The 25,739-nt window shown below is 70.8% G+C and carries 20 protein-coding genes; 6 read left to right on the top strand and 14 right to left on the bottom strand.

Features of this window, described 5'->3' with window-relative positions:
- Positions 1-335: 335 nt before the first annotated feature.
- Complete coding sequence (locus AB0L74_RS24115) at positions 336-1,442, top strand: LCP family protein (RefSeq protein WP_365655962.1); 1,107 nt, start codon at positions 336-338, stop codon at positions 1,440-1,442.
- Positions 1,443-1,565: 123 nt separating this feature from the next.
- Here the strand turns inward: AB0L74_RS24115 and AB0L74_RS24110 are convergent, their stop codons facing one another.
- Together AB0L74_RS24110 and AB0L74_RS24105 are read right to left on the bottom strand one after the other, a co-directional pair.
- A complete protein-coding gene (locus AB0L74_RS24110) occupies positions 1,566-2,687 on the bottom strand; it encodes a hypothetical protein (protein ID WP_365655959.1) in 1,122 nt (373 codons plus the stop codon).
- A gap of 209 nt (positions 2,688-2,896) precedes the next feature.
- Complete coding sequence (locus tag AB0L74_RS24105; RefSeq protein WP_365655956.1) at positions 2,897-3,913, bottom strand: hypothetical protein; 1,017 nt, start codon at positions 3,911-3,913, stop codon at positions 2,897-2,899.
- Positions 3,914-4,037: 124 nt separating this feature from the next.
- On the opposite strand from AB0L74_RS24105, the gene AB0L74_RS24100 reads away from it, so the two are divergent.
- Positions 4,038-4,427, top strand: coding sequence for an NTP pyrophosphohydrolase (locus AB0L74_RS24100; RefSeq protein WP_365656070.1), 390 nt, complete (start codon positions 4,038-4,040; stop codon positions 4,425-4,427).
- Between the two features lie 42 nt (positions 4,428-4,469).
- Here the strand turns inward: AB0L74_RS24100 and AB0L74_RS24095 are convergent, their stop codons facing one another.
- The 10 genes from AB0L74_RS24095 to ngcE form a co-directional block, all read right to left on the bottom strand.
- A complete protein-coding gene (locus tag AB0L74_RS24095; protein WP_365655953.1) occupies positions 4,470-6,044 on the bottom strand; it encodes a glycosyltransferase family 39 protein in 1,575 nt (524 codons plus the stop codon).
- A gap of 72 nt (positions 6,045-6,116) precedes the next feature.
- A complete protein-coding gene (locus AB0L74_RS24090; RefSeq protein ID WP_365655950.1) occupies positions 6,117-7,640 on the bottom strand; it encodes an amino acid permease in 1,524 nt (507 codons plus the stop codon).
- Positions 7,641-7,789: 149 nt separating this feature from the next.
- A complete protein-coding gene (gene dxs, locus AB0L74_RS24085) occupies positions 7,790-9,709 on the bottom strand; it encodes a 1-deoxy-D-xylulose-5-phosphate synthase (protein WP_365655947.1) in 1,920 nt (639 codons plus the stop codon).
- A gap of 401 nt (positions 9,710-10,110) precedes the next feature.
- Positions 10,111-11,424 carry a sugar ABC transporter permease gene (locus tag AB0L74_RS24080; RefSeq protein WP_365655944.1) on the bottom strand — a complete coding sequence of 438 codons (1,314 nt, stop codon included), beginning with the start codon at positions 11,422-11,424 and terminating at the stop codon, positions 10,111-10,113.
- Positions 11,421-12,212, bottom strand: a complete 792-nt coding sequence (locus AB0L74_RS24075; RefSeq protein ID WP_365655941.1) for an ATP-binding cassette domain-containing protein — start codon at positions 12,210-12,212, stop codon at positions 11,421-11,423. The genes AB0L74_RS24080 and AB0L74_RS24075 overlap by 4 nt, the downstream gene beginning before the upstream one ends.
- 234 nt (positions 12,213-12,446) lie before the next feature.
- Complete coding sequence (locus tag AB0L74_RS24070) at positions 12,447-13,556, bottom strand: substrate-binding domain-containing protein (protein ID WP_365656067.1); 1,110 nt, start codon at positions 13,554-13,556, stop codon at positions 12,447-12,449.
- Positions 13,557-13,689: 133 nt separating this feature from the next.
- Complete coding sequence (locus AB0L74_RS24065; RefSeq protein WP_365655938.1) at positions 13,690-14,901, bottom strand: ROK family transcriptional regulator; 1,212 nt, start codon at positions 14,899-14,901, stop codon at positions 13,690-13,692.
- A gap of 258 nt (positions 14,902-15,159) precedes the next feature.
- Positions 15,160-16,086, bottom strand: coding sequence for a carbohydrate ABC transporter permease (locus AB0L74_RS24060; protein ID WP_365655935.1), 927 nt, complete (start codon positions 16,084-16,086; stop codon positions 15,160-15,162).
- A gap of 4 nt (positions 16,087-16,090) precedes the next feature.
- Positions 16,091-17,017, bottom strand: a complete 927-nt coding sequence (locus tag AB0L74_RS24055; RefSeq protein ID WP_365655932.1) for a sugar ABC transporter permease — start codon at positions 17,015-17,017, stop codon at positions 16,091-16,093.
- 85 nt (positions 17,018-17,102) lie between these two features.
- Complete coding sequence (ngcE, locus tag AB0L74_RS24050; RefSeq protein WP_365655929.1) at positions 17,103-18,566, bottom strand: N-acetylglucosamine/diacetylchitobiose ABC transporter substrate-binding protein; 1,464 nt, start codon at positions 18,564-18,566, stop codon at positions 17,103-17,105.
- Between the two features lie 911 nt (positions 18,567-19,477).
- Here ngcE and AB0L74_RS24045 point away from each other — a divergent pair.
- Positions 19,478-20,419 carry a VCBS repeat-containing protein gene (locus AB0L74_RS24045; RefSeq protein ID WP_365655926.1) on the top strand — a complete coding sequence of 314 codons (942 nt, stop codon included), beginning with the start codon at positions 19,478-19,480 and terminating at the stop codon, positions 20,417-20,419.
- A gap of 143 nt (positions 20,420-20,562) precedes the next feature.
- Here the strand turns inward: AB0L74_RS24045 and AB0L74_RS24040 are convergent, their stop codons facing one another.
- Together AB0L74_RS24040 and AB0L74_RS24035 are read right to left on the bottom strand one after the other, a co-directional pair.
- On the bottom strand, positions 20,563-23,397 hold the full coding sequence (locus AB0L74_RS24040) for an aconitate hydratase (protein WP_365655924.1): 2,835 nt from the start codon (positions 23,395-23,397) through the stop codon (positions 20,563-20,565).
- Between the two features lie 231 nt (positions 23,398-23,628).
- The gene (locus AB0L74_RS24035) at positions 23,629-24,399 is read right to left on the bottom strand and encodes a class I SAM-dependent methyltransferase (protein ID WP_365655921.1); all 771 of its coding nucleotides are present in this window, start codon (positions 24,397-24,399) and stop codon (positions 23,629-23,631) included.
- A gap of 215 nt (positions 24,400-24,614) precedes the next feature.
- Between AB0L74_RS24035 and AB0L74_RS24030 the strand changes: the two genes are divergently transcribed.
- The 3 genes from AB0L74_RS24030 to AB0L74_RS24020 all read left to right on the top strand — a co-directional run bounded on the left by AB0L74_RS24030 (position 24,615) and on the right by AB0L74_RS24020 (position 25,696).
- A complete protein-coding gene (locus tag AB0L74_RS24030) occupies positions 24,615-25,076 on the top strand; it encodes a hypothetical protein (RefSeq protein WP_365655918.1) in 462 nt (153 codons plus the stop codon).
- Positions 25,073-25,384, top strand: a complete 312-nt coding sequence (locus AB0L74_RS24025; protein ID WP_365655915.1) for a transcriptional regulator — start codon at positions 25,073-25,075, stop codon at positions 25,382-25,384. The genes AB0L74_RS24030 and AB0L74_RS24025 overlap by 4 nt, the downstream gene beginning before the upstream one ends.
- 114 nt (positions 25,385-25,498) lie before the next feature.
- The gene (locus AB0L74_RS24020) at positions 25,499-25,696 is read left to right on the top strand and encodes a DUF4236 domain-containing protein (protein WP_029382481.1); all 198 of its coding nucleotides are present in this window, start codon (positions 25,499-25,501) and stop codon (positions 25,694-25,696) included.
- Positions 25,697-25,739 lie beyond the last annotated feature (43 nt).

Raw genomic sequence — 25,739 nt, 5'->3', positions numbered from 1 at the left:
TCCACGCTGCTGCCGGTCCCGCGTCCGGCGGCATCAGGAGGCAGCGCGGCCCTCGACCACCAGACGAAAGCGGACCGAATACTGCATTTTTGTCCGTTTTGTTAGCATCACGACCCGCCGTCATGTGCTCGAACATCCGCACGGGTTGAGTGAGTCACAGAACCTTCACATGAAAGACGGTTAAAAGTCCAGGCGTAAAACATGACGCAAAGTGACGGTGTACGTGAACAATCCCACGGCAGGCCCGTACAACCTTTGGGGACCGTCACAAAACATCGGCGGCTCTCCCCGGACGGTTCCTGCACGCCTGGTCGGGCTGCATATAGTGCTCCGTCATGACTGATGCCGCTCCCGACTCCAGCACCCGCGCCGGCCGCCGAAGAGCTTCCCGCAGCGCGGGTGGCCGACGGCGTACCCGCCGCCGCTCCCGGATATTCCGCGTCGTCCTCGGCGCCTTCGTGGTTCTGCTGCTCGCCGCCGGCGGCACGGCCTACTGGATGTACCGGGACCTGGACGGAAACATCGAAGGCGTCGACATCGACCGGGCGATCGGCGACGACCGGCCGCAAAAGCTCCCGACGTCCGGTCAGAACATCCTCATCCTCGGCTCCGACTCCCGGGCCGGCGCCAACGCCGCGCTGAAGACGGGCGATGTCGACGGTGCCCGCTCGGACACCGCGCTGGTGATGCACATACCCGAGGGCCGCACCAGGGCCGTGGCGGTCAGCATCCCGCGCGACACCCTGGTCACCCGGCCCGCGTGCACCAAGGCGGACGGCACCGAGGTGGCACCGGCCGAGCGCGTGATGTTCAACTCCGTCTACGCGCAGGCCGGACCGGCGTGCGTGGTCAAGACGGTGGAGAAGATGTCCGGGGTCCGCATGGACCACTACGTCGAGATCGACTTCGCCGGCTTCAAGGGGCTCGTGGACGCGATCGGCGGGGTCACGGTCACCGTGGACCAGGACATCAAGGACCCCTCCAGCGGCCTGGACCTGACCGCCGGCACCCACAAGCTGAACGGCACCCAGTCGCTGGCCTTCGTCCGCACCCGGCACGGCGTCGGCGACGGCAGCGACCTCGGGCGGATCGGCCTCCAGCAGCAGTTCATGCTCGCGCTGCTGAGCGAGATCAAGCGGCAGGACCTGCTGGGCAGCCCCGCCAAGACCTTCAAGATCGCCGACGAGCTCACCGCGGCGCTCACCACCGACTCCGAGCTCGCCTCGCTCACCGCGCTGGCGGACTTCGGCCGCAGCCTGAACGGTGTGGACCCGTCCTCCATGGAAACGATCATGCTCCCGGTGGCGTACGACACGGCCGACCCGAACCGGGTCGTGGCGGCCGAACCGCAGGCGTCGGCCCTGTGGAAGGCGGTCCGCGGCGACACGGCGATCCCCGAGTCGGCGAAGAAGTCCCCGGCCACCGGCGGCGGGAACGGCTGACGGCGCCCCCGGCAGGTCCCGGGTGTGCCGTCCGGACGGCACACCCGGGACCTGCCGCCCGGGATCACGCCGGGCTCGCGGGGCGATCCGGCCTGATCCTGGGCGTGCTGCGAGCGAAGGACCCTAGAGGGCCTGGGAGGGTGCCATCACCAGGCCCGGCTCGCCGGTCTGCCGGGCGACGCGCAGCGCGCCGTCGGGACCGTGTGCCGCCAGCACGACGCGGCCGGCCGCGTCCAGCGCCAGCACCGGGGTGCCGGTACCCCGCTCACCGGCCGGCGACCACCACACACCCGACTGCTCGTCCTCCGTGCCGAAGGCGGCCAGCATGATGTCCCCGCCGGCGTCGCGGTGGCCCAGCACCGTGCAGTCGTAGCCGTCGAGCACCGCGCGCACCGCCGCGACGGGCCCCCCGGCGGGAGTACCGCCGAGCGGGATCAGCCAGCCCCCGGGCCGGTGCGCGACGATGCCGCCGGAGTCGGGATCGGCCCAGTAGTACGTCGCCCGGTCCGGGCCCGTCTCCAGGGCCGAGACGGTGCCGGGGGCCATCCGGACCGGGATGTTCAGCTCCCGCCGGATGTCGCCCTCCGGCTCCGGCTGACGCCACCACATGGCGTTCCGCTCCCCGCCCGCCAGCAGGGCGATGCGCCCGGAGGCGTGGGCGAGGGGCACCAGGCCGTCGTGCACGCCACTGCCCTTGAGGTCGTGCCAGGGCTCCCACTTTCCGGTGGGCGACTCCCGGCGCAGCATCACGCCGCCGCCCGCGTTGCGCACGAAGACGTGCACCCGGCCGGACGCGCTCACGGCGGCCGCGGGCACCCCCAGACGGGCGGCCCTGTCCGGCTCCCCGTGCGGATTGCCCAGCGACCGCCATTCGGTGACCGGGCGCCCGGTCTGGTACTGGATCGCGTGGACGACGTCGATCGCGGGCGGGCCGCCGGCCCTCGGGGTCTCACGCCGGGCGACGAAGTGCACATACGTGTCGGCGCCCTGAGCCACCGACAGATGGGTCAGGTGTGCCACGGGGAAGAAGTCGGGGCCGGTCCACTCCGGTCCGCCGGGCCGCTTCTCGGTCCAGCGCAGCAGGCCGTCGCCGGTGCGCGCGTAGGCGGTCAGCCGGCCGTCCTTGCCGAGGGTCAGACGGCGGCCGTCGACGGCGCTCTGCGCCGTCCCCCGTCCGGACGGCACCTGATCGGCACCGGTGAGCGCTCTGCCCCGGGGCGCGCCGCGCCCGGATCTGGTCCGCATGACGTGACCTGCCCCTTCCGTGTCCCTCGGTGCGGATGACCGCCCGCCCCGAACTTGTGTACGGGAGGCCGAGCTGACCCATCATAGGGTGAGCGCGCGGTGAAGGACGCAAGGCGATCCGGTGTCCGCGAGGGCCTGCCGGCACACTCCCGCCTGCCTTGAGACGCCATGCCCGCCCTTCGGGCGGACGACGGGAGTGCCGACAGGCCCTATACCTCCCGCCACGCCTGGAGTGCCAGCCCCGGCTCGTCCTTGCGCCGGGTCAGCAGGAGCCGCCCGGCCGAGGGGGTGAGGGCGGCGGCGACCACCCGGCCGTCCTCGTCGAGCGTCAGCGACACCTCGGTGTCCTCCGGGAGCCGGGGGCCGGTCTCCGTCCACCAGGCACCGGCCGGCTCCCGCTCGGTCGGGTAGGCGGCCAGGGCGAGACGCCCGCTCGCCGCGCGCTGGGCGAGCAGGGTGCAGTCGTGGCCGTCGATGACGCAGCGGACCGCGGAGACCGGGCCGGGACCGGCGGCGGCCAGCAGGGGCACGGGCTTGCCACCGGGGCGCCAGACGCACAGGTCGCCGCGGTCGTCGGTGAAGAAGACGGTGGTGTGCCCGGCGGACGTGGCCAGCGCCCGGAGCGTCCCCGGGCGGACCGGGACCTCGGCACGCTCCCCCAGGACCGGCTGCGCGCCCGGCTTCTCCTGGCGCCAGTGCAGGATGCCGCCGGGGACCGCCGCGTACAGTTCGACCCTGCCGGACTCGCCGGTCACCGCGGCGGGCTCCTCCTGGACCCCCTTGCCCTTGAGGTCCCGCCAGGAGTCCCAGCCGCCCTTCTCCTTCTGGGCCCGCATGCTGATCCCGCCGCCGCCGTTGCGGACGAAGACATGGGCACGGCCCTGCGCGTCGACCGCGACGGCGGGCGTGCCGGTGCGCTCACCTGCCTTGTTGGGGTGGCCGATCGGCTGCCAGTCCAGGGGCGCGAGCCGTGGCCGGAAGTGCGTGCTGTGCACGAGGCCGGACTCGCCGGGGGCCGTGGGCCGCCAGGCGACCAGATGGGCATAGCCGTCGGCGCCCCGGCCGACCGAGAGTCCCTCGTGGAGCTTCTGGTCGCCGCCGGCCTTGCGCGGTGCCTCCCAGGGCCCGCCGGGCCCGAGCTCGGCGCGGCACAGCACGGTGTCGCCCGACGGCAGATAGACACAGAGGCGGCCGTCACGGCCGCGATGGAGCCACTCGCCGTTCACCCGTTCACTCTATGCGCGGCGGTGCCGCCGGTGCCGGGCGGGTGTCTCCGGCCGCGGCCCGCCGTGCGACCCTGGCCGCATGGACGACATGGACGACATGGACGGCCTGGACGACCTGGACGACCTGGACGGCAACGCCTCTCTGCTCGTGATCGTCGACGCGGCCAACGTCGTCGGCTCGGTGCCGGACGGATGGTGGCGGGACCGGCCCGCGGCGGCCCGGCGGCTGCGGGACCGGCTGGCCGCCGACGGCGTGCCGGGGCGGGCGGGACCGGTGGAGATCGTCCTCGTCGTCGAGGGTGCCGCGCGGGGCGTGGAGTCCGCGCCCGGCGTCCGCGTGGAGCCGGCGCCCGGCAGCGGCGACGACCACATGGTCGAGCTGGTCGCGCGGGCGGGTGACCGGCCCGTCCTGGTGGTCACGGCCGACCGCGAACTGCGCCGCCGGGTGACGGAACTGGGCGCGGAGGTGGCGGGCCCCCGGACGGTCCGGCCCGGTCCGGACGGAAGGCCCTAAGGGCCCGTCGTCGCGAGGCGGACGGGAGCGTGACGGAAGGCCCTAACCCCCGCCGCGCACATACAGCACCGCCCCGTCCACCTTCCCCGCCCGCACGTATCCCGCGTCCAGCAGCCGCCGCAGCCCCGGCACGCGCCGCGGTCCGTACGGCTTGCCGCGCGAGTCGTCGACGACCAGGGCCGGCGGGCGGGTGGCCATCTCCTCGTGGAAGACCTCCCAGGCCCCCTCCACGGCGTACTTCTCCCCCACCCGGGAGCCGACCCGGCCGCCGCTGTAGTTGGTGAGCAGGCCCGCGGTGAGGTAGCGGGTGGCGGGGGCGCGGTCGGCGAGCCAGTACGTCTCCGGGTGCATGCCCCAGATCAGGACGCGGTCGCCGGGGCCGGTGCGGCCGGCGACGGTGCCGGCCAGGCGGAGGGCATGGTCGAGCTCCGTACGGGGCGCGAGCAGGCCCCAGGCCAGGAACAGGACACAGCAGCAGGCCGAGGTGCGCAGCGCGGCCGTCCGCCGGTAAGCGGGCCGGCCGCGCAGCGCGGCGGCGGCCAGCAGGGCGAGGGGCGGCAGGAGCTGGAGGTAGTAGTGGCCGAAGAAGTGGAAGCCCACGGTGACCGCCCCGGCCGAGGCGGCGAGCCACAGCCACAGGTCGGCCGTGGTGCCGGGCCCGCCGGCCGGGGTGCGCCCGGCCCGGCCGCCGCCGCGCGCGCCCCGGCCGGCCCATCCGGCGGGACGGCCGCGCGCCGCGCCGCCGCTCCCCGGCCCGCGCGCCCCCTCACGCCCGCCGCTCAGGGCCCTGACGACCGGCGGGATCAGTCCCGCGCAGGCGACCGCCACGATCGCGGCGTTGACCAGCCCCCGGCTCAGTGCGTGCGCCCCGGAGTCCCCGAGCCACGCGTACGTCCCCGACCCGGTCACCGTCCAGAAGAGGAACCCCCCGGGGTCGGTGACCAGGGCCGCGCCCAGTGCCGGTGCCGCCGCCCCGGCGGCCAGCCGCGGCGCCCCGCCCCGCCTGCCGCCGCGCGCGTCGCGCAGCCACAGCCACAGCACCGGAATCAGGACCGCCCCGCCCGTCTGCTTGGCGAGGAAGGCACAGCCGGCGGCGAGGCCGGCCATGCCCCACAGGCGGCGGTCGGCGCACCACAGCGCGGCCGCCGTGAACGGCAGCATGAACACCTCGAACCCCGCGGCCTGCGCGTCCTCGGGGTTCAGGCCGACGGAGACCAGGAGATAGAGCACCCCGGCCGTGCGGCCCGCCGTGTCGCCCCAGCGGCGGCGGGCGAGCGAGGCCAGCGCCAGCGCGGTGGCGAACTGGGCGAGGACCGCGAGGATCCGTACCGGGGTCAGCGACTCGGACCCGGCGAGGGCGAACACCCCCTGGTACAGCCAGGGCACGAGCGGCGGTTTGCGGTCGACGACCGTCTCGTACAGCTCGCCGCCCTGCGCCAGCAGACGCGCCTGGACGGCGAGGTAGCCCTCGTCGGGGCTCCACACCGGGCGCGTGAACGAGGGAATCCGGGTGACGCAGGCCAGCAGCGCGAACGAGGGCAGCAGCCGCACCCAGTACCCGGCGGAGGCACGCCGACCGGAAACGGTGGGTGAGGGAGCGAGAGGCTGGGCATGCATGGCCGCACGCTATCCGCCGTACAGCCTCTCCCCTAAGGGGACATACGGGGACGGATCGTTTGGCCGTAGTGATTACTCCGCGTCACCTTTCGAGGGCCGGAACACCTCGTCGACCCGGGTCTCCTCCTCCCGGCCGAGGCGGCTGTGGGAGCGGCCGTAGAGGAAGTACACGACGACGCCGATCGCCATCCAGACGCCGAACCGGACCCAGGTCTCGGCGGGCAGGTTGAGCATCAGCCACAGCGAGGCGCACACCGACACCACGGGGAGGACCGGCACCCAGGGGGTGCGGAAGGCCCGGTGCAGGTCGGGCCGGGTGCGGCGGAGGATGAGCACGCTGACCGCGACGATCACGAAGGCGAACAGCGTGCCGATGTTCACCAGCTCGGCCAGTTCGCTCAGGCTGGTGAAGCCCGCGACGATCGCGATGATCACGCCGAGCAGGATGGTCGGCCGGTGCGGGGTGCGGAAGCGGGGGTGGACCCGGGAGAAGAAGCGGGGCAGGAGCCCGTCGCGGCTCATGGCGAAGAACACCCGGGTCTGCCCGAGCAGCAGGATCATGCAGACCGTGGTCAGGCCGACCGCGGCGCCGAAACTGATCACGCCCGCGAAGAAGGGGTGCCCGGTGGCCTTGAAGGCGTCGGCGAGCGGGGCGTCGATCGACAGCTCGCTGTAGTGCTGCATGCCGGTGACGACGATCGACACGGCGACGTACAGGGCGGTGCAGATGAACAGGGAGCCGAGGATGCCGCGGGGCATGTCCCGCTGCGGGTTCTTCGTCTCCTCGGCGGCCGTGGCGACGATGTCGAAACCGATGAAGGCGAAGAAGACGACGGAGGCGGCGGTGAAGATGCCCATCACGCCGAAGTTGGCCGGGGCCCAGCCGAACAGGAGCTGGATCAGCGGGGAGTGCAGGCCGCCGCCCGCCTCCACCGGCTGCGACTTCGGGATGAAGGGGTCGTAGTTGGCCCCCTTGGCGAAGAAGGCGCCCGCGATGATCACGACGAGGACGACCGCCACCTTGACGGCGACGACGAACGAGGTGACGCGAGCCGAGAGCTTCATGCCGAGGACGAGGATGGCGGTCAGCACCAGCACCAGGGCGGCGGCGAGGATGTCGAAACCGAAACCGTCGGCGCCGTCCCGGCCGCCGAGGGCCTCGGGCATCCGCCAGCCCGCGTTGTCCAGCAGGGACCGGATGTAGCCGGACCAGCCGACGGCGACCACCGCCGTGCCCAGCGCGAACTCCAGGACGAGGTCCCAGCCGATGATCCAGGCGGGCAGCTCGCCGAGCGAGGCGTAGGAGAAGGTGTACGCGGAACCGGCCACCGGGACGGTGGAGGCGAACTCGGCGTAGCACAGAGCGGCCAGCGCGCAGACGACACCGGCCACCACGAAGGCCAGGGCCACGGCCGGCCCGGCGTTGTTCTTGGCGACCGTGCCGGTCAGGACGAAGATGCCGGTGCCGATGATGACACCGACGCCGAAGACGGTCAGGTCAAGCGCGGACAGCGATTTCTTGAGCGCGTGCTCTGGCTCCTCGGTATCGAGGATGGACTGCTCGATTCTCTTCGTCCGGAAGAGACTGCTGCTCATGGAGTACCTCCCACGCTTGTCGTCCTCGACATGATCGAGAGGGGGCTTGGTAGGTATGCCCCGGCGCGGAAGGAACCACGCGGATGGGCCGGTCCCGCCACTGCAACGAGTGGCACGACCGGCCCATCCGGCGGCGGGCGGGGTGCCCGTCAGTCGCGCGCGGCCTCCACGTGGGCGGCCGCGCGGTCGTACCGGCCGTCGAGCTTGGCGACCAGCCCGGTGACCTGGCGGGCGATGTCGGGGGCGGTCAGCCCGATCTCGGCGAGGACCTCGGCGCGGGAGGCGTGGTCGAGGAAGCGCGGCGGGATGCCGAAGTCGCGCAGCGGGACGTCGACGCCCGCGTCCCGCAGGGCCTGGGCGATCGCCGAGCCGACACCGCCGGCGCGGGAGTTGTCCTCGACGGTGACGACGACGCGGTGGCGCTCGGCGAGCGGGGCCATGGCCTCGTCGACGGGCTTGACCCAGCGCGGGTCGACGACGGTGGTGGAGATGCCCTGCCGGTTCAGCAGGTCCGCCACCTCCAGGCACATCGGGGCCAGCGCGCCCACGGAGACCAGGAGGACGTCCGGGGTGTCGGTGCCGGGCTCGCGCAGCACGTCCATGCCGCCGACCCGGCCGACGGCGGGGACGGCGGGGCCGACGGCGCCCTTGGAGAAGCGGACCACGGTGGGCGCGTCCGCCACGGCGACGGCCTCGCGGAGCTGGGCGCGGACCTGGTCGGCGTCGCGCGGGGCGGCGAGCCTGAGACCGGGGACGACCTGGAGGATCGACATGTCCCACATGCCGTTGTGGGAGGCGCCGTCGGTACCGGTGACGCCGGCCCGGTCCAGGACGAAGGTGACGCCGCACTTGTGCAGGGCCACGTCCATCAGCACCTGGTCGAAGGCGCGGTTGAGGAAGGTGGCGTACACGGCGAAGACGGGGTGCACGCCGGCGTGGGCCAGGCCCGCCGCGGAGACGGCGCCGTGCTGCTCGGCGATGCCGACGTCGTAGACCCGCTCCGGGAAGCGCTTGGCGAATTTGTCCAGGCCCACCGGCTGGAGCATGGCGGCGGTGATGGCGACGATGTCCTCGCGCTCCTCGCCGAGTTTGACCATCTCGTCGCCGAAGACGCTCGTCCAGTCGGCGCCGGAGGTGGCGATGGGCAGGCCCGTGTCGGGGTGGATCTTGCCGACCGCGTGGAAGCGGTCGGCCTCGTCCGCCAGGGCGGGCTGGTAGCCGCGGCCCTTCTCGGTGAGGCAGTGCACGATCACGGGGCCGCCGAAGCGCTTGGCGCGGGTGAGGGCGGACTCCAGGGCCTCGATGTCGTGGCCGTCGATCGGGCCGACGTACTTCAGGCCGAGATCCTCGAAGAGGCCCTGCGGGGCGATGAAGTCCTTCAGGCCCTTCTTGGCGCCGTGCAGGGTGTCGTACAGCGGCTTGCCGACGACCGGGGTGCGCTCCAGGACCTCCCGGGTGCGGGCCAGGAAACGCTCGTAGCCGTCGGTGGTGCGCAGGGTCGCCAGGTGGTTGGCGAGGCCGCCGATGGTGGGGGCGTAGGAGCGCTCGTTGTCGTTGACCACGATGACGAGCGGGCGGTCCTTGGCGTCGGCGATGTTGTTCAGCGCCTCCCAGGCCATGCCGCCGGTCAGCGCGCCGTCGCCGATGACGGCGACGACATGGCTGTCGCGTTCGAGGAGCTGGTTGGCCTTGGCGATGCCGTCGGCCCAGCCGAGGACGGTGGAAGCGTGGCTGTTCTCGATGACGTCGTGCTCGGACTCGGCCTGCGAGGGGTATCCGGACAGGCCGCCCTTCATCTTCAGGCGGGAGAAGTCCTGGCGGCCGGTGAGCAGCTTGTGCACATAGGACTGGTGGCCGGTGTCCCAGAGCACCTTGTCCTTCGGCGACTCGAAGACGCGGTGCAGGGCGATGGTGAGCTCCACCACACCGAGGTTGGGGCCGAGGTGGCCGCCGGTCTTGGAGACCGCGTCGACGAGGAAGGTCCGGATCTCCCCGGCCAGCTGGTCCAGCTCCTCCAGGCTGAGCCGGTCCAGATCGCGCGGTCCCCTGATGCGGGTCAGCAGCGGCACCCGTGCCTCCTTGCAGTAGAGCTGTTCGAGCTGTTGCCGGGCTCGTCGAGTCTAATGTTCCGCCCCGGGGGGCGGTGTCCGGGCGGTGCGTCGTAGGTCACGCGTACGGCTGTACCCACGCGCGGCCCGGGTCACGTCCGGCGGCACGGCTGTGCCCGGCACCGCCGTGGGTGCCGGGCACAGGTCCGTGAAGCGTCGCGCGGGCAGGGCCGCCCGTCCGGATCCGGCCTGATCCGGACGGGCGACCAGGGTCTTCCGTTCGGATCAGGCCGGATCAGGGAGCGGGGTCTGGCGCCGCAAGGCGGAGGAGGGCGCCATGGCGGAGCCACGGCAACCGACGACAACGCGGCGAGGCGCGGCACCAGACCTCCGCGAGCCCGGCGTGATCCAAACGGGAGACCCTAGGCGCGCCCGGCCGTCTTCTGGGTCTTGCGGGTGACCGAGTCGATGACCACGGTGGTGAGGAGCACACCCGCGGTGATCATGTACTTCACCGGCTCGGCGATGGACTCCAGCTGGAGGCCGTACTGGATGGAGACGATCACCAGGACACCCAGCAGGGCGTTCCAGGTGCGGCCCCGGCCGCCGAAGAGGCTGGTGCCGCCGATGACGGCCGCGGCGATCGCGTTCATCAGCAGGTCACCGGTGCCGGCGCTCTGGTTGGCCGAGGCGATCTTGGAGGCCAGGAAGAGGCCGCCGATGGCGGCGAAGCCGCCGGAGATCGCGAAGACCGAGATCCGGATCGCGGTGACGTTGATGCCGGCCCGGCGGGACGCCTCGACGCTGCCGCCGAGCGCGAAGACCTTGCGGCCGTAGGAGGTGCGGCGCAGCAGGAAGTCCGTGCCGACCAGGAACACCAGGAAGATCACCGTGGCCAGCGGCAGGCCCTTGTACTGGTTGTACATGAACGCCGCGGCGAAGGAGACGACGGCCAGCAGCGCCGTGCGCAGGACGGTGTCGCTCAGCGGCCGGGACGGGACGCCCACCGCCTCGCGGCGGCGGTTGCCGAGGAAGGAGGTGAGGAAGAAGACCGCCGTCACCAGGGCGGCCAGACCGTAGGCCGCGGCGATGTCGGAGAAGAAGTACGTCGTCAGCCGGCCGATGAAGCCGTCGCTGTCGAGGTTGATGGTGCCGTTCTCGCCCAGCGTCTGGAGCATGAAGCCCAGCCAGAAGAGCAGACCGGCCAGGGTGACGGCGAAGGCGGGGGCTCCGAGCACGGCGAAGAAGAAGCCGTGCGCCGCGCCGATGGCGGCGCCCGCCGCGACGGCGGCGAGCACGGCCAGCCACTCGGGCCAGCCCTGGTTGACCGCGAGGACGGCGGCTATGGCGCTGGCCGCGCCGCTGACCGAGCCGACGGACAGGTCGATCTCGCCGAGCAGCAGCACGAAGACGATGCCGACGGAGATCATGCCCGTGCCGACCATCGTGACGGTGATGTCGTTGATGTTCTGCGCGGACAGGAACGCCGGGTTCAGGCTCTGGAAGACGACGCAGATGACGATCAGGCCGACGATGACCGGGATCGAGCCGAGCTCGCCGGCCTTCATCTTGCGCTTGAACTCGCCGACGTAGCCGGCCAGGCCCTCTTCGCGGACGAGCAGGCGCGGGTCGACCGCAGTGACCGCGGCGGCCGCGGCCTCGGGGTTTTCCACGACGGTCGCGTCCTGCTTCGCCGTCGAGGTCTTGTTCGTCGAGGTCTTGTTGCCGGTGCTCACTTCTCGACCTCCCCACTCGTGCGCGCCGCACGGCGGGTCACGGCGTTGTCGGTGGCGCCGGTGATGGCGGAGATGATCTCCTCCTGCGAGGTCGTCCTGACCTCGAAGACGCCGTTGTTGCGGCCGAGGCGCAGCACGGCCACCTTGTCGGCGACCGCCTTCACGTCGGCCATGTTGTGGCTGATGAGGATGACCGCGTGGCCGCGCTCGCGCAGCCGCTCGACCAGGTCGAGCACCTGGGCGGTCTGCTCCACGCCGAGGGCGGCGGTGGGCTCGTCGAGGATGACCAGCTTGGGCTCGCCGAGCATGGAGCGGGCGATCGCCACGGTCTGGCGCTGGCCGCCGGAGAGCGAGGCGATCGGGATGCGCACGCTCGGGATGCGGATGGAGAGCGTCTTCAGCAGCTCGCGGGCGCGGCGCTCCATCTCGACCTCGTCGAGGACGCCGAACCTCTTCAGCTCGCGGCCGAGGAAGAGATTGCCGACGACGTCGATGTTGTCGCACAGCGCGAGGTCTTGGTAGACCGTCGCGATGCCCAGGTTCTGGGCGTCGTGCGGCTTGCTGATCGAGACGCGCTTGCCCTCCCATTCGATGGCGCCCTCATCGATGGGGTGGACGCCGGCGATCGTCTTGACCAGCGTGGATTTTCCGGCGCCGTTGTCGCCGACCAGGGCGACCACTTCACCGGCGTGGACCTCAAGCTCTACGTCGGTGAGCGCCTGAACGGCACCGAACCGCTTGGAGACCCCGCGCAACGCCAGCACGGGCGTAGCGGACACGTGAACCATCTCCTTCGCCGCCTGACCCGGCGGAAGGGCTGTGCAGAGAAAGTCGGGGGGGAAGTTCCGTCCGGCGCCCCGCACGAGCTCGCGGGGCTGTGTGTGGCGCGGGGCGCCGGCGGGGACGAGGGCAGGGCGTCCCGTGCGGCCCGTGGGAACGGGGCCGGCGGGTCGTGGGACGCGCGGCTGCGTGCTCGCTTGCCGGGGTCGTCGCTCGGCCCGGTGCCGAGCGCGACGCCGGGCTTACTTGAGGCCGAGCTTGTCGCAGGCGGCCTTGTACTTGCCGGTGCAGATCTCGTCGACCGTGTAGATGCCGTCCTTGATGACGGTGTCCTTGATGTTGTCCTTGGTCAGCGAGACCACCGGGACCAGCACGGACGGAACGTCCTTGGCGCTGCCGCTGGAGACCTTGTCCTTGGCGATGGCGTCGAGGGACTCGCCCTTGGCGAGGGCGACGGCCATCTCGGCGGCGGCCTGGGCCTCGGGGGCGTACGGCTTGTAGACGCTCATGTACTGCTCACCGGTGACGATGCGCTGGACACCGGCGAGTTCGGCGTCCTGGCCGGTGACCGGGATGTCCGCGATGCCGGCGGCCTTCAGGGCGGTGATGATGCCGCCCGCCATGCCGTCGTTGGCGGAGTAGACACCGACGATCTCGTCCTTGCCGAGCGCCGAGATCGCCGCCTCCATGTTGGCGTTGGCGTTGTCCGGCGACCACTCCTTGGTGGAGTACTCCTTGCCGATCTTCACCTTGCCGTCGAGGACGGAGTGGGCGCCCTCCTTGAACTGGCCGGCGTTCGGGTCGGTGGCGGAGCCGTTCATCATGACGATCTGGCCGTCCTTGGCCTTGTCGCCCAGGGCCTTGAGCAGGGCCTCGCCCTGGGTCCTGCCGACCGCCACGTTGTCGAACGAGGTGTAGGCGCTGATCGGGCCCTCGGCGAGGCGGTCGTAGGCGACGACCTTGATGCCGTTGTCGACGGCCTTCTGCACGGAGTTCTTGACGGCCTTGGCGTCCACGGCGTCCAGGATCAGCACGTCCACCTTGTTGGTGATCATCGTGTCGACCTGCTGGGCCTGGAGGCTGGCGTCCTGGCGGGCGTTGTTGTACTGGATCTCCGCCTTGTTGTTCGTCAGCTCCTTGATCTTCTTCTCGATCAAGGGGCGGTCGAACTTCTCGTAACGCGCGGTCTTGTTCTCCGGAAGGAGCAGGCCGACCTTGATCGCGTCGCCCTTCTTGGTGCCCGCCGACGACGAGGCGGAGTCGTTCTTGTCGCCGGACTCCTTGGCGCTGCCGCAGGCGGCGAGCGAAACGGCCATCGCACCGGCGGCGACGGCGACGGCGGCACGACGCATACGCGTGTTCACTTCAGAAACCTCCCTGACGAGGCCGCGTCGTTGCGGCCGAGGTGGCTGGAAGTCAACTCGGCCGCACGTGCGACGTCAAGAAGTAAATCCTTAACGAGATGGCAACGGTGCCATCCGTTTTCTAAGTGAAGGCAGGCGTGGCGGCGGGCAGGGCCGCGGACGCGCTTCCGTCCAAAAGGGTTGAATCGCCCATCTCGCTGAGGGCGAGGGCGAGGGCGCCCAGCACCTCCGCACGGCCGCCAAGTGCCCCGGGGAGAACGGATAGTTGGCGCGCCGCGCTCGGGATGGCGTACCGGCCGACGGACTCCCGGATGGGACCGAGCACCAGCTCGCCGGCCTCGGCGAGATCGCCGCCCAGGACCACGCGGCTGGGGTTGAGCAGATTGCAGAGGTTGGCGATGCCGCTGCCGACATGGCGCCCGACGTCGGCGATCACCCGGCGGCAGCCCGGGTCGCCGTCCCGGGCCAGCCGGACGACGCCCTCCATGGTCAGGTCGGTGCCGTGGCTGGGCTGGAGCAGCGGGAGCACATAGCGGGCGGCGGCGAAGGTCTCCAGGCAGCCCCGGTTGCCGCAGCGGCAGACGGGGCCCGCCTCGTCCAGGGTGATGTGGCCGATCTCGCCGGCGGTGCCGCCCGGGCCCCGGTAGATCTTGCCGTTGATCACCAGGCCCGCGCCGACACCGCTGGCGACCTTGATGTACGCCAGGTCCCGCACGCCCCGGCCGCTGCCCCAGACCAGCTCGCCGAGGGCGCCCAGGTTGGCGTCGTTGTCCACGTGCACCGGCACGCCCAGCCGTTCCCGCAGTTCCTCGGCGGGCCGGGTGCCGCCCCAGCCGGGCAGGATCGCGGTGGAGCCCAGCGTCCCGGACTCCACGTCGATCGGGCCGGGCACGCCGAGCCCCACGCCGGCGACCTTGGAGCGGTCGACGCCGGTCGCCTCGATCAGCCGGGTGACCAGTTGTTCCGCCCGGTCGAAGCCCTGCCGGGAGGACGCGTCGACGTCCAGCGGCTCGGACTCCTCGGCCAGCACCTGGTGGGCGAGGTTCCCGACCGCGACCCGCAGGTGCGTATGGCCGAAGTCCACGCCGATGACGATGCCGGCGTCCCCGCTCAGCGAGACGCTCCGGGCCCGCCGCCCGCCGGCCGAGGTGGGCGTGACCTCGACCGTCCCGCCTTCCTTCAGCTCCCGGACGATGTTCGAGACCGTCGCCGCGGACAGGCCCGTCGTCCTCGCGATCTCCGCCTGCGTGAGCGATCCGGCCAGCCGCACGGCCCGGACGACCCTCTCCAGGTTGGCTCGGTGCAGCGACGACTGCGACCCCGGAGTCTCCACGACGACCTCCCGCGCACGGGGCCGCTTCGATGAGACCCCGTCTATGTCCAACTAGTGAACTCTAAGCTGAGCCGTTCGGGTCGCCTCCCGTCAAGAGGTTGAACGGCATCCGGGTGCCCCGCGCGCACACGCGTATGCCGCCCCCGAGGGAGCCGGGAGCGGCACACGCGCGGACCTGGAAGTCTCTCGCAGCGCGCCCGGTCCGCTACCGCGCGCTACCTGAGCACGGCTTTCGGGCGTGCCTGGACTACCTGGACGCTACTTCAGCGCGCCCGCCGTGAGTCCCTGGACCACCTGCCGCTGGAAGACGATGTAGGCGGCGAGCACCGGCAGCATCGCCATCACCAGACCGGCGAAGAGGCCCGACCAGTCGCCCTTGTAGCCCTGGCTGACCGCCAGCTGCACCAGGCCCTGGGTCAGGACGCGCTTGTCCGGATCGGTGTTGAGCACCGTCGGCAGCATGTACTGGTTCCACTGGCCCAGGAAGTTGAAGATGCCGACGCTGATCAGGCCCGGCTTGGCCATCGGCAGCATGATCTGGAAGAACGTCCGGGTGTGCGAGGCGCCGTCGACGAAGGCGGCCTCGGCCACCGAGGTCGGCAGCGTCCGGAAGAACGCGGTCAGGAAGAACACCGTGAAGGGCAGCGAGTAGGCGATGTAGACCAGGATCAGCCCGTGGATGGTGTTCAGCAGCCCCATGTTGTTCACCACGTAGAACAGCGGGACCAGCGCCAGCATGATCGGGAAGCTCATGCCGCCGACGAACAGGTAGTAGATGAACCGGTTGCCCGGGAACTCGAAGCGGGCCAGCACGTAGGCGGCCATCGAGCCGAGCACCAGCGTGCCGAGGAGCGAACCGCCCACGACCAGGACGGTGTTGAGGAAGTAGTCGCTCATGTTGGCCTGGGTCCAGGCCCTCGACCAGTTGTCGAAGTGCAGGGTGTCCGGCAGCGACCAGGGCGAGGAGAAGATGGACCGGTCGTCCTTGAAGGACGTCATCACCGCCCAGACCAGCGGCAGGGCGACCATGATCGCCCAGATCACCAGGATGCCGTGCGAGAAGACGTTGAGGACGGTGCCCTCCTTCCTCTGGCGCGCGGGCGGGCCGGACGGGGCGGCGGCCTCGCCGGCGGCGGGACCGGGCTCTCCGGCCGGTACGGGGGCGGGGCTCTGGGTCGTCTTCATCTGATCAGTACTCCAGCCGCTCGCGCCGGCCCAGTCGCAGCACCACGGCGGAGAAGGCCAGGGTGACGACGAGCAGGGCGACGCCGATGGTCGTGGCGTAGGCGGCCTGACCGTCCCGGAACGCCTTCTGGTACACGTACAGGACCATGACGGTGGTCGAGTAGTCGGGACCGCCGGGGCCGGTCGTCATGATCTGCACGACCGCGAACGATTCGGCGCCCAGGGCGAGGATGCCCATGTAGACCCAGCCCGACTGCACGGTGTCCCACAGCAGCGGCAGGGTGACCCGGAAGAACGTGGTGACGCGGCTGGCCCCGTCCAGCAGGGCCGCCTCGTACAGCTCGGCCGGGATGGAGGCCATGCCGGCCGAGAAGAGGACGACGAAGAAGCCGGTCGTGGACCACACCAGGACCGCCATCACGCACCACAGCGCCAGGTCGGGGTCGCCGAGCCACAGCGGCTGGAGCCCGTCGAGCCCGATCCCGCGCAGCAGGGAGTTGATCGCTCCGCTGTCCGGGTTGTACGCGAACGCGAACAACAGGGCGACGATCGCGATCGACAGCACCTGCGGGAAGAAGTAGACGATCTTGTAGACGGAGGAGCCGCGCACGCCGGTGATCGCCGGTCCGCCCCGCCGGCGCCGCCCGCCCACGTTGATCATGAAGGAGAAGAACAGGGCGAGGCCGATCGTCACCACCGGCAGCAGCAACGCGAACAGCAGGCTGTGCTGCAACGACTTCCAGAAGATGTCGTCGTCCAGCATCCGTTCGTAGTTGGCGAGCCCCACCATCTCGAACTCGGGACTCAGGCCCGTCCAGTCCGTGAACGAGTAGTAGATGGACTGGATGAACGGCCAGATGACGAAGAGCGCGTACAGCCCCAGGGGAACCGCCAGGAACCCCACGATGAACCGGTACTTGCCGTGCCGCATTGCTACCGACCCCGTTTCGCGCGCGGGCACCGCCGCCGGGGCCCGCCCGGCACGCACGCGCCGGACAGGCCCCGCTGACGGCTCCTCACTGGTGCTTGTAGTGCTTGATCGAGTCGTCCTTGGCCGCCTCGTCGGCGAAGCCCTGGATCTTCTTGATGGCCTCGGCCGGGGTGAGGCGGCCGGCCATCATCTCGCCGAGCCCGGCGACGCCGATCTTCTCCTTCTGGAGCTGCACGTACCAGTCCTGGAGCCGCGGGTTGACCACGTTCTGGCCGGCCTTCTCCAGCGCCGCGACACCGGCCTTCAGGCCCGGGGTGAGGGTGATGCCGTCGGTGCCGCCGTTGTAGGCGGTCAGCGACTTGACCTTGCTGGTGAAGTTCTTGGAGGACGCCTCGCTGAGCATGATGCGCAGCTGCTCCATGCCGCCCGCGCCGTTGTTCGCCTTGGCCGGTACGACGAACGGCTCGCCGCCGGAGGCCCACAGGGTGCCGAAGGGCAGCTTGTCGGAGGAGTCGAGGCCGGAGGGCGCGGAGACGGTCAGCTCGAAGTCGTCCGGGATGACGTTGGCCGACTCGTTCTCCACCCATGAGCCGTTGGGGAGGAACAGCGCCTTGCCCTGGGCCCAGGCGGTCTGCGACTGGATGTGGTCCAGGCCGGGGGTGCCCCGGAGGATGTACCCCTTGCGGTGGAGCTCGTAGTACGCCTCGAAACACGCCTTGACCGCCGGGTGCTTCCAGGCGTTCGGCTCCAGGTTGTCGATGGCGTCGAGCACCTCGGCGCCGCCGACCTTGGCGATCATCGGGTAGAGCGAGAAGGGGATGTAGTACGGGTACTTGCCCGGGTAGGTCCAGCCGGCGATGCCCTTCTTCTTCGCCTTCTCGCACACCGCGAGCATCTGGTCCCAGGTCTCGGGGTACTCCTCGTCGAGCGCGTTCAGCGCCTTCCGCGAGTACCAGACGCCGTACACGGTGTAGGCGTAGTACAGGATCCAGACCTTCTCCCCGTCGAACTGGCCCATCTCCACGATGCCGGGGCGCAGGGTGTCGCGGACCTTCTTGTCCGGGTCGTCGTAGGACGGGGCGTCCAGCAGCGGGGTGAGGTCGGCCAGCTGGTTCTTGCCGACCAGCGTGCCCATGTCCATCTGCTCGGCGCCGGAGTTGTCGATGAGGTCCGGCGGGGTGCCCTGGTTGAAGCGCGGCTGGAGCGTGGACTGGATCTTCTGGGTGGCGGAGAACTTCACCTTCGCCCCGGGGAAGTTCTTCTCGTAGATCTTCACGGCGTCCTCGGCGTACTCCTTGCCGAAGCCGCCGTCGAACAGCACGAATTCCATCGGGGCGCTCTCGTTGACGCCCAGCGGGTTCTTCGCGGTTTTCTTGCCCGCCTTGGCTTTCTCCCCGTCGTCGCCGCCCCCGCCGCTCGCGCAGGCGGACAGGAAGCTCATCGTCGGTACGGAGATCAGCCCGAGCGCCGCGGAACGCTTGATCAGATCGCGGCGGCCGACACCCGCGGTGCCGTCGGTGCCGTGGTGCTCGGCGGAAGTGGATCCCATGCTCAAGTCCTCGCCCTCTCCAGGACTCAGGCGGTGAACCGGATCCTCGCCGGCACCGCGATCGGGTCACGCTGGGTCGTGCAGGAAGTGCGGGTGGTGCGGTGGTGCGAGTGGTGCTGTTCGGGTGCTCAGACGGATCCCCGGATGGCCGACAGGTATAGTCCACTTTCGGGCAAGTGAGCAAGATCGAAAGCAAGGTTGGCCACGGGTCTTTTCCGAGTTGAGACCTCGCGGAAATACGAGCGGCCCGCGTGTTCACGCCAGAAGATATTCCCGGCCGCGCGTCCGGACACCGCACTCAACACCCTCGACACCCTACGTAACTTGACCCCCCGCTGGTCCGTGCGCCTCGAATGCGACAACGTTGTTGTCCCATTGCCGGGCGGCGCGGGGAGGGTGCCGGCGCATGCGGCACGGAACCCGGGGCCTGCGACCCGCGCGTGCGGGGCCACGACCACGCGGAGACCAACGGCTGGGCTACGCCTTCGCCGCCCCCGGGACGGCCGGGGCCTGTCGGTCGCCGGCCTGAACGGGCGTCGCGGGCCGGGACCCGCCGTCCCCTCGCGTCGCGCTGTTCCCTCCCGGCGGCGGATGCTCCACAATGAGCGGACCCGGGGCAGGGGCGCGGAGAGGCGCGGGGTGGTCCCGCCGGCCCGGCGCGCGGCACCGGCGCGAGGGCGGTTCGCGCCCGGCCCGCCAACGCGGGCGGATCCGCGGCGCGTTGAGCGAACGCCGCCGACACGGGAGTCACCCAAAAGGTTGTACGACTCACGTTGCACTTGTGTTCCGCTTTGGTACCGCTTCGTACACCGTTCGTAAATCTGTTTGATGCGTAAAGGACACGTGTAAAGATCACGGAGTATCCCTGGATCGCGCCGGGCCGACCACGGCCCGGCATGGTCCGTTTCCTCATGACTCTGGAGACTTACGTGGCCAAAAGCTCCGGCCTGAACACGCGTCGCGCCCTGGCCCGCGTGTCGGCTGCGGCGCTCACCGCCGCTCTGGTGGCGACCGGATCGAACGCGGTCGCCGCCGACGCCCCCGGCCCCTCGCTCAAGTCCGTCGAGGTCCCGGCGAAGGCGTCCGGCATCTCGAAGTTCGCCGCGAGCGCCGAGCCCGGCGACGCCCCGGTCAACCCGCTGTACGGCGTGGACGGCAACGGCGATGTGTGGGGCTACCCGCCCACCGGCATGGGCGGCCTTGGCTCCCGCATCCCGGTCGGCCAGGACTGGTACGACATCCGCCAGGCGACGCAGGCGGACCAGGACGCCGACGGCTTCGCCGACGGCGCCTGGATCACCGCCGGCAACCAGCTCGCCTACCTGCCGCTCGACTCCGAGGGCATCCTCGTCGGCAACGGCTGGAACATCTACAACCGCGTGACGTCGGCCGGGAACCTCGGCGGCGCGGGCGCCGACGACCTGCTCGCCCGGGACGGCTCCGGCGTGCTGTGGCTGTACCTCGGCTACGGCAACGGCAAGCTGACCCAGCGCTACAAGGTCGGCGGCGGGTGGAACACGTACACCCACATCACCGGCAAGGGCGACCTGACGGGCGACGGCAAGGACGACATCGTCGCCAAGGACGGCTCGGGCGTGCTGTGGCTCTACAAGGGCACCGGCAACTACAAGGCCCCGTTCCAGTCCCGCACCCGCGTCGGTGGCGGCTGGAACACCTACAACAACGTGATCTCCGTCGGTGACATCGACATCGACGGCGTGACCGACCTGGTCGCCCGCGACAAGAACGGCGCCCTGTGGCTGTACAAGGGCACGGGCAGCGCTTCCGCTCCGTTCAAGTCCCGGGTGAAGATCGGCAGCGGCGGCTGGAACACGTACCGCCTGCTGTTCTGATCCTCGCCTCGCGCAAGGCATCGCGACGGGCCGCTCCCCAGTGGGGGGCGGCCCGTTCGGCTGTCCGCGCCGGGGCACGCGCACGCGCGCGGGCCGCACCCCCGTCGCCGGGGATGCGGCCCTGAAGCGCCTCGCCTCGCCGCTTACTTGCGGATCAGGCTGCGCAGCACGTACTGCATGATGCCGCCGTTGCGGTAGTAGTCCGCCTCGCCGGGGGTGTCGATGCGGACGACCGCGTCGAACTCGACGCCGGTGTCGGTGGTGACCTTCACCGTGCGCGGGGTGGTGCCCTCGTTGAGCTCGGTGACGCCGGTGATGGAGAAGGTCTCCTCGCCGGTCAGACCGAGGGACTCGGCGGACCGGCCCTCGGGGAACTGGAGCGGCAGCACGCCCATGCCGATGAGGTTCGAGCGGTGGATGCGCTCGTAGGACTCGGCGATGACGGCCTTGACGCCGAGGAGCGCGGTGCCCTTGGCCGCCCAGTCGCGGGACGAGCCGGAGCCGTACTCCTTGCCGGCCAGGACGACCAGCGGGACGCCGGCGGCCTGGTAGTTCTGCGAGGCGTCGTAGATGAAGGAGACCGGTCCGCCCTCCTGCGTGAAGTCACGCGTGTAGCCGCCCTCGGTGCCCGGCGCGATCTGGTTGCGCAGGCGGATGTTGGCGAACGTACCGCGGATCATGACCTCGTGGTTGCCGCGGCGCGAGCCGTAGCTGTTGAAGTCGCGGCGCTCGACGCCGTGCTCCGTGAGGTACTTGCCGGCCGGGGTGTCGGCCTTGATGGCGCCGGCCGGGGAGATGTGGTCGGTGGTGACCGAGTCGCCCAGCTTGGCCAGCACGCGGGCGCCGGTGATGTCCGAGACCGGGGTGGTCTCCATCGTCATGCCCTCGAAGTACGGGGGCTTGCGGACGTAGGTGGACTCGGCGTCCCACTCGAAGGTGTCGCCGGTCGGGATGGGCAGCGCCTGCCACTGGGCGTCGCCCGCGAAGACGTCGCTGTAGGACTTGGCGAACATGTCCTCGCCGATGGCGTTGGCGACGACGTCGTTCACCTCGGCCTCGGTGGGCCAGATGTCCTTCAGGTAGACCGGGTTTCCGTCCTGGTCGGTGCCCAGGGCGTCCTTGGTGATGTCCACCTTCATCGAGCCGGCGAGCGCGTAGGCGACGACCAGCGGCGGGGACGCCAGGTAGTTCATCTTGACGTCGGGGTTGATGCGGCCCTCGAAGTTCCGGTTGCCGGACAGGACCGAGGTGACGGCGAGATCGTGGTCGTTGACGGCCTTGGAGACCTCCTCCGGCAGCGGGCCGGAGTTGCCGATGCAGGTGGTGCAGCCGTAGCCGACGAGGTTGAAGCCGACCTTGTCCAGGTACGGGGTCAGGCCCGCCTTCTCGAAGTAGTCGGTGACGACCTTGGAGCCCGGGGCGAGGGTGGTCTTGACCCACGGCTTGCGGGTCAGGCCCTTCTCGACCGCCTTCTTGGCCACCAGGGCGGCGGCGACCATGACGTACGGGTTGGAGGTGTTGGTGCAGGAGGTGATGGCCGCGACCGTCACCGCACCGTGGTCCAGCTCGTAGGAGGTGCCGTCGGGGGCGGTGACGCGCACCGGGTTGGACGGGCCGGGACCGGGGACGACGGCCGAGTGCTGCGGGGCACCGGCGCCGTTGTCGTCGCTGCCGTAGGCCGGGGCGTCGGAGGCCGGGAAGGACTCCGCGGACGCCTCGTCGACCGGGGAGGCGACACCGTGCGGCCGCTCCTGCTGCGGGACGCCCGCCTTGCGGTCGTCGCCGCCGGTGACACCGGCCTCGACGTAGTTCAGCACGTCGGCGTTGAACTGCTCGGCGGCGCGGGACAGCTCGATGCGGTCCTGCGGGCGCTTGGGACCGGCGATGGAGGGGACGACCGTGGACAGGTCGAGCTCCAGCTTCTCGGAGAAGTCCGGCTCGGCGGCCGGGTCCAGCCACAGGCCCTGCTCCTTGGCGTACGCCTCGACGAGCGCGACCTGCTGCTCGGAGCGGCCGGTCAGGCGCAGGTAGTTCAGGGTCTCGTCGTCGATCGGGAAGATCGCGGCGGTGGAGCCGAACTCGGGCGACATGTTGCCGATGGTGGCGCGGTTGGCGAGGCTGGTGGCGGCCACGCCCTCGCCGTAGAACTCGACGAACTTGCCGACGACGCCGTGCTTGCGGAGCATCTCGGTGATGGTCAGCACCAGGTCGGTGGCGGTGGTGCCCGGCTGGAGCTCACCGGTCAGCTTGAAGCCGACGACGCGCGGGATGAGCATGGAGACCGGCTGGCCGAGCATCGCGGCCTCGGCCTCGATGCCGCCGACGCCCCAGCCCAGCACACCGAGGCCGTTGACCATGGTGGTGTGCGAGTCGGTGCCGACCAGGGTGTCGGGGTACGCCTTGCCGTCGCGGACCATGACGACACGGGCCAGGTGCTCGATGTTCACCTGGTGGACGATGCCGGTGCCGGGCGGGACGACCTTGAACTCGTCGAAGGCGGTCTGGCCCCAGCGCAGGAACTGGTAGCGCTCCTTGTTGCGGCCGTACTCCAGGTCGACGTTCTGCTTGAAGGCGTCGTTGGTGCCGAACTTGTCGGCGATGACGGAGTGGTCGATGACCAGCTCGGCCGGGGCCAGCGGGTTGATCTTGGCCGGGTCGCCGCCGAGCTCCTTCACGGCCTCGCGCATGGTGGCGAGGTCGACGACACAGGGAACGCCGGTGAAGTCCTGCATGATCACGCGGGCCGGCGTGAACTGGATCTCCTGCGACGGCTGGGCCTGGGAGTCCCAGGTGCCGAGAGCGCGGATGTGGTCGGCGGTGATGTTCGCGCCGTCCTCGGTGCGGAGCAGGTTCTCCAGCAGGACCTTGAGGCTGTAGGGCAGCCGGGCCGAGCCCTCCACCTTGTCCAGCCGGAAGATCTCGTACGACTCGTCGCCCACCTGCAGCGTGCTGCGGGCGTCGAAGCTGTTCGCCGACACGACAGTCTCCTTCATTTATGTACGCGTACCACCGCATCCTGCCGCCACGCGGCCCTGGCCGATCCGCTAAGGTAAGGCTAAGTTAGGTCACCCTTACCTGGGTGGCGGCTGCGGTGCGCCTCGGCAGATATCTCGATGTCGAGATAACTCTAGTACATGGGGGCGCGCTGGTCATGCCGGGGCGCGGTCGGCGAGGGAGGCCGCCGCCCCGCCACCAGGCTCCGGCGGCGTTCAGGAGCCGGCGACCGGCACGAGAGTCAGATACGCGATGCCGAGGATGTCGCGGTAGCCGTTGACCCAGGACGCCCGCTGGCGGTCGACTCGTGCGCGGGCCTCGGCGGCCAGGGGGTGATCCGGGTGAGCGGCGAGCCAGAGCTCCGTGTCATGGCGGTAGCCGGACTCGAACTCCTCCCACTCCTCGCGGCTCGCCGTCTCGATCCAGGCCGGCCGGAAGCCCGACGCGACGGCGAGGTCGACAAGCTGTCCGAGCCCCAGGTGGTCGCCCGCGTGCGCCCCGGGCCACATCGCCGCGAGTTCCGCGTCCGTCGGGACGCGCTCCCAGAAGCCCTCGCCGAGGACGACCCGCCCGCCCGGGCGTACCAGGCGGCGCAGCTCACGCAGGACCACCCCGGGATCGTACGGCCGCCCGGGGTCGCACAGCGCCTGGCCGGCCCCCAGGCAGAGCACCGCGTCCACGGGGCCACGCGGCGTGGCGAGGGCCGACTCCTCCGCGAACTCCACCCGCTCGGCGAGTCCGCGCTCCATCGCGAGGGCCCTGCCCCGGGCCAGGTCGTCGGCGTTGACGTCGAGGCCCACACCCGTCGCTCCCGGGACGGACTCCAGAACGCGGAGCAGCAGTTCGCCCCAGCCGCAGCCGATGTCGAGGACGGTGGCGGGCGAGACGTCGGCGAGCCGCGCGACGATGCGCCCGGCGCGGTCTTCGGAGAGCGGTCCATGGAAGGTCAGACCGCCGAGACGCGGAGGAAGATCGGAAGCTGTCATGGGGCGGACGTTAGTTCGTCCCCAGTCGTATGCCGAACGATTTGCCCGACCACCCCGCCCCGCACCCCGAGCTCGCCCGCCCGGGAACCCCGAGCTCAGTCCGTCCAGGCGAGCCCCCCGCTCGTGCACCCCGGAGAAAGTACTTGCCATGACGGAAAGGAGAAAGTACTTTCCAACACGGCAACCAAGGTCCGAGACCAGGAGGCACGCACCCCATGGACAACACCCCGGACGCGGCCCGGACGCTCGCCGAGATCGAGCGGGTCCAGCAGAAGGCCTACGCCGACCAGCGCCTTCCGTCGTGGTACCTGCCGGGGACGGTCGCCCTGGTCACCACCGCCGTGATCGCCGTCGAGCTGGACGGCACCGCGCGGATCGCGCTCTCCCTGGCGGAGGTCGCCGGCCTCGGCGCCCTCACCGCGGCGCTCGCCGCCCGGGCGCGCGTGAGATGGCGGCTTCACACCTGGACGGTGAGCGCCGGAATCCGGATGGCCCTGTGGATGGCGTCGATCCTCGCCGTCTGGGGACTCACCGCGGTGATCACCGGCACCCTCACCGGCTCGGCGCTCTGGCGGAAGGTTCTCGCGGGCCTCGTCGCCGCCGCCTACACGGCGGCCACCACCCGCTGGGCCGAGAATCAGGTACTGGCCCACTCGACAGGGAAGGTGGCCCGATGAACCTGGACCCGGTGATCCACGCGCCCGTGCGGTTGCAGATCGTCTCCCTGCTCGCCGCGGCGAGCGAGGCGGAGTTCGCCTTCGTCCGGGACAGCCTCGAGATCAGCGACTCGGTCCTGTCGAAACACGCCGCGGCCCTGGAGAACGCGGGATACGTCGAGATCCGCAAGGGTTACGTCGGCAAGCGCCCCCGCACCTGGCTGAAACTCAGCCCCCAGGGCCGCCGGGCCTTCGACACCTACGTCGCCGACCTCCAGCGGATCGTCGGCCGCCCCCTCGCCGACTCCCCCCCGCCGGACGGCGGTTGAGCCCGGCCGCGCACAGGCCATACCGGCCAGCACCCATCAGCGCGCGCGGCCGGGGTATCCGAGTGGAGTCGGGATCGGCCCGGCGCACCCCCGAGACCTTCCGAAGGAGGCGCGATGCCCCTCACATTCCGCAAGAGTTTCCGGATCCTGCCCGGGGTACGGCTCAACCTCAACAAGCGCTCCTGGTCGCTCACCACCGGCGGCGAGCGCGGCCCCCGGTATACGCGCAGCAGCACCGGACGTCGTACGACATCGATGGATTTGCCCGGACCTTTCGGGTGGCGCCGCACCCGCTCTACCAGGCGTGATTGACAAGACGTCACCCAAACAGACCCCCCAAGAGGCGCCATCTCAT

It is taken from the genome of Streptomyces sp. NPDC052020, assembly GCF_040680575.1.
In the GTDB taxonomy this organism is placed as follows: domain Bacteria; phylum Actinomycetota; class Actinomycetes; order Streptomycetales; family Streptomycetaceae; genus Streptomyces.
This window is presented reverse-complemented; position numbering and strand designations above follow the sequence as displayed.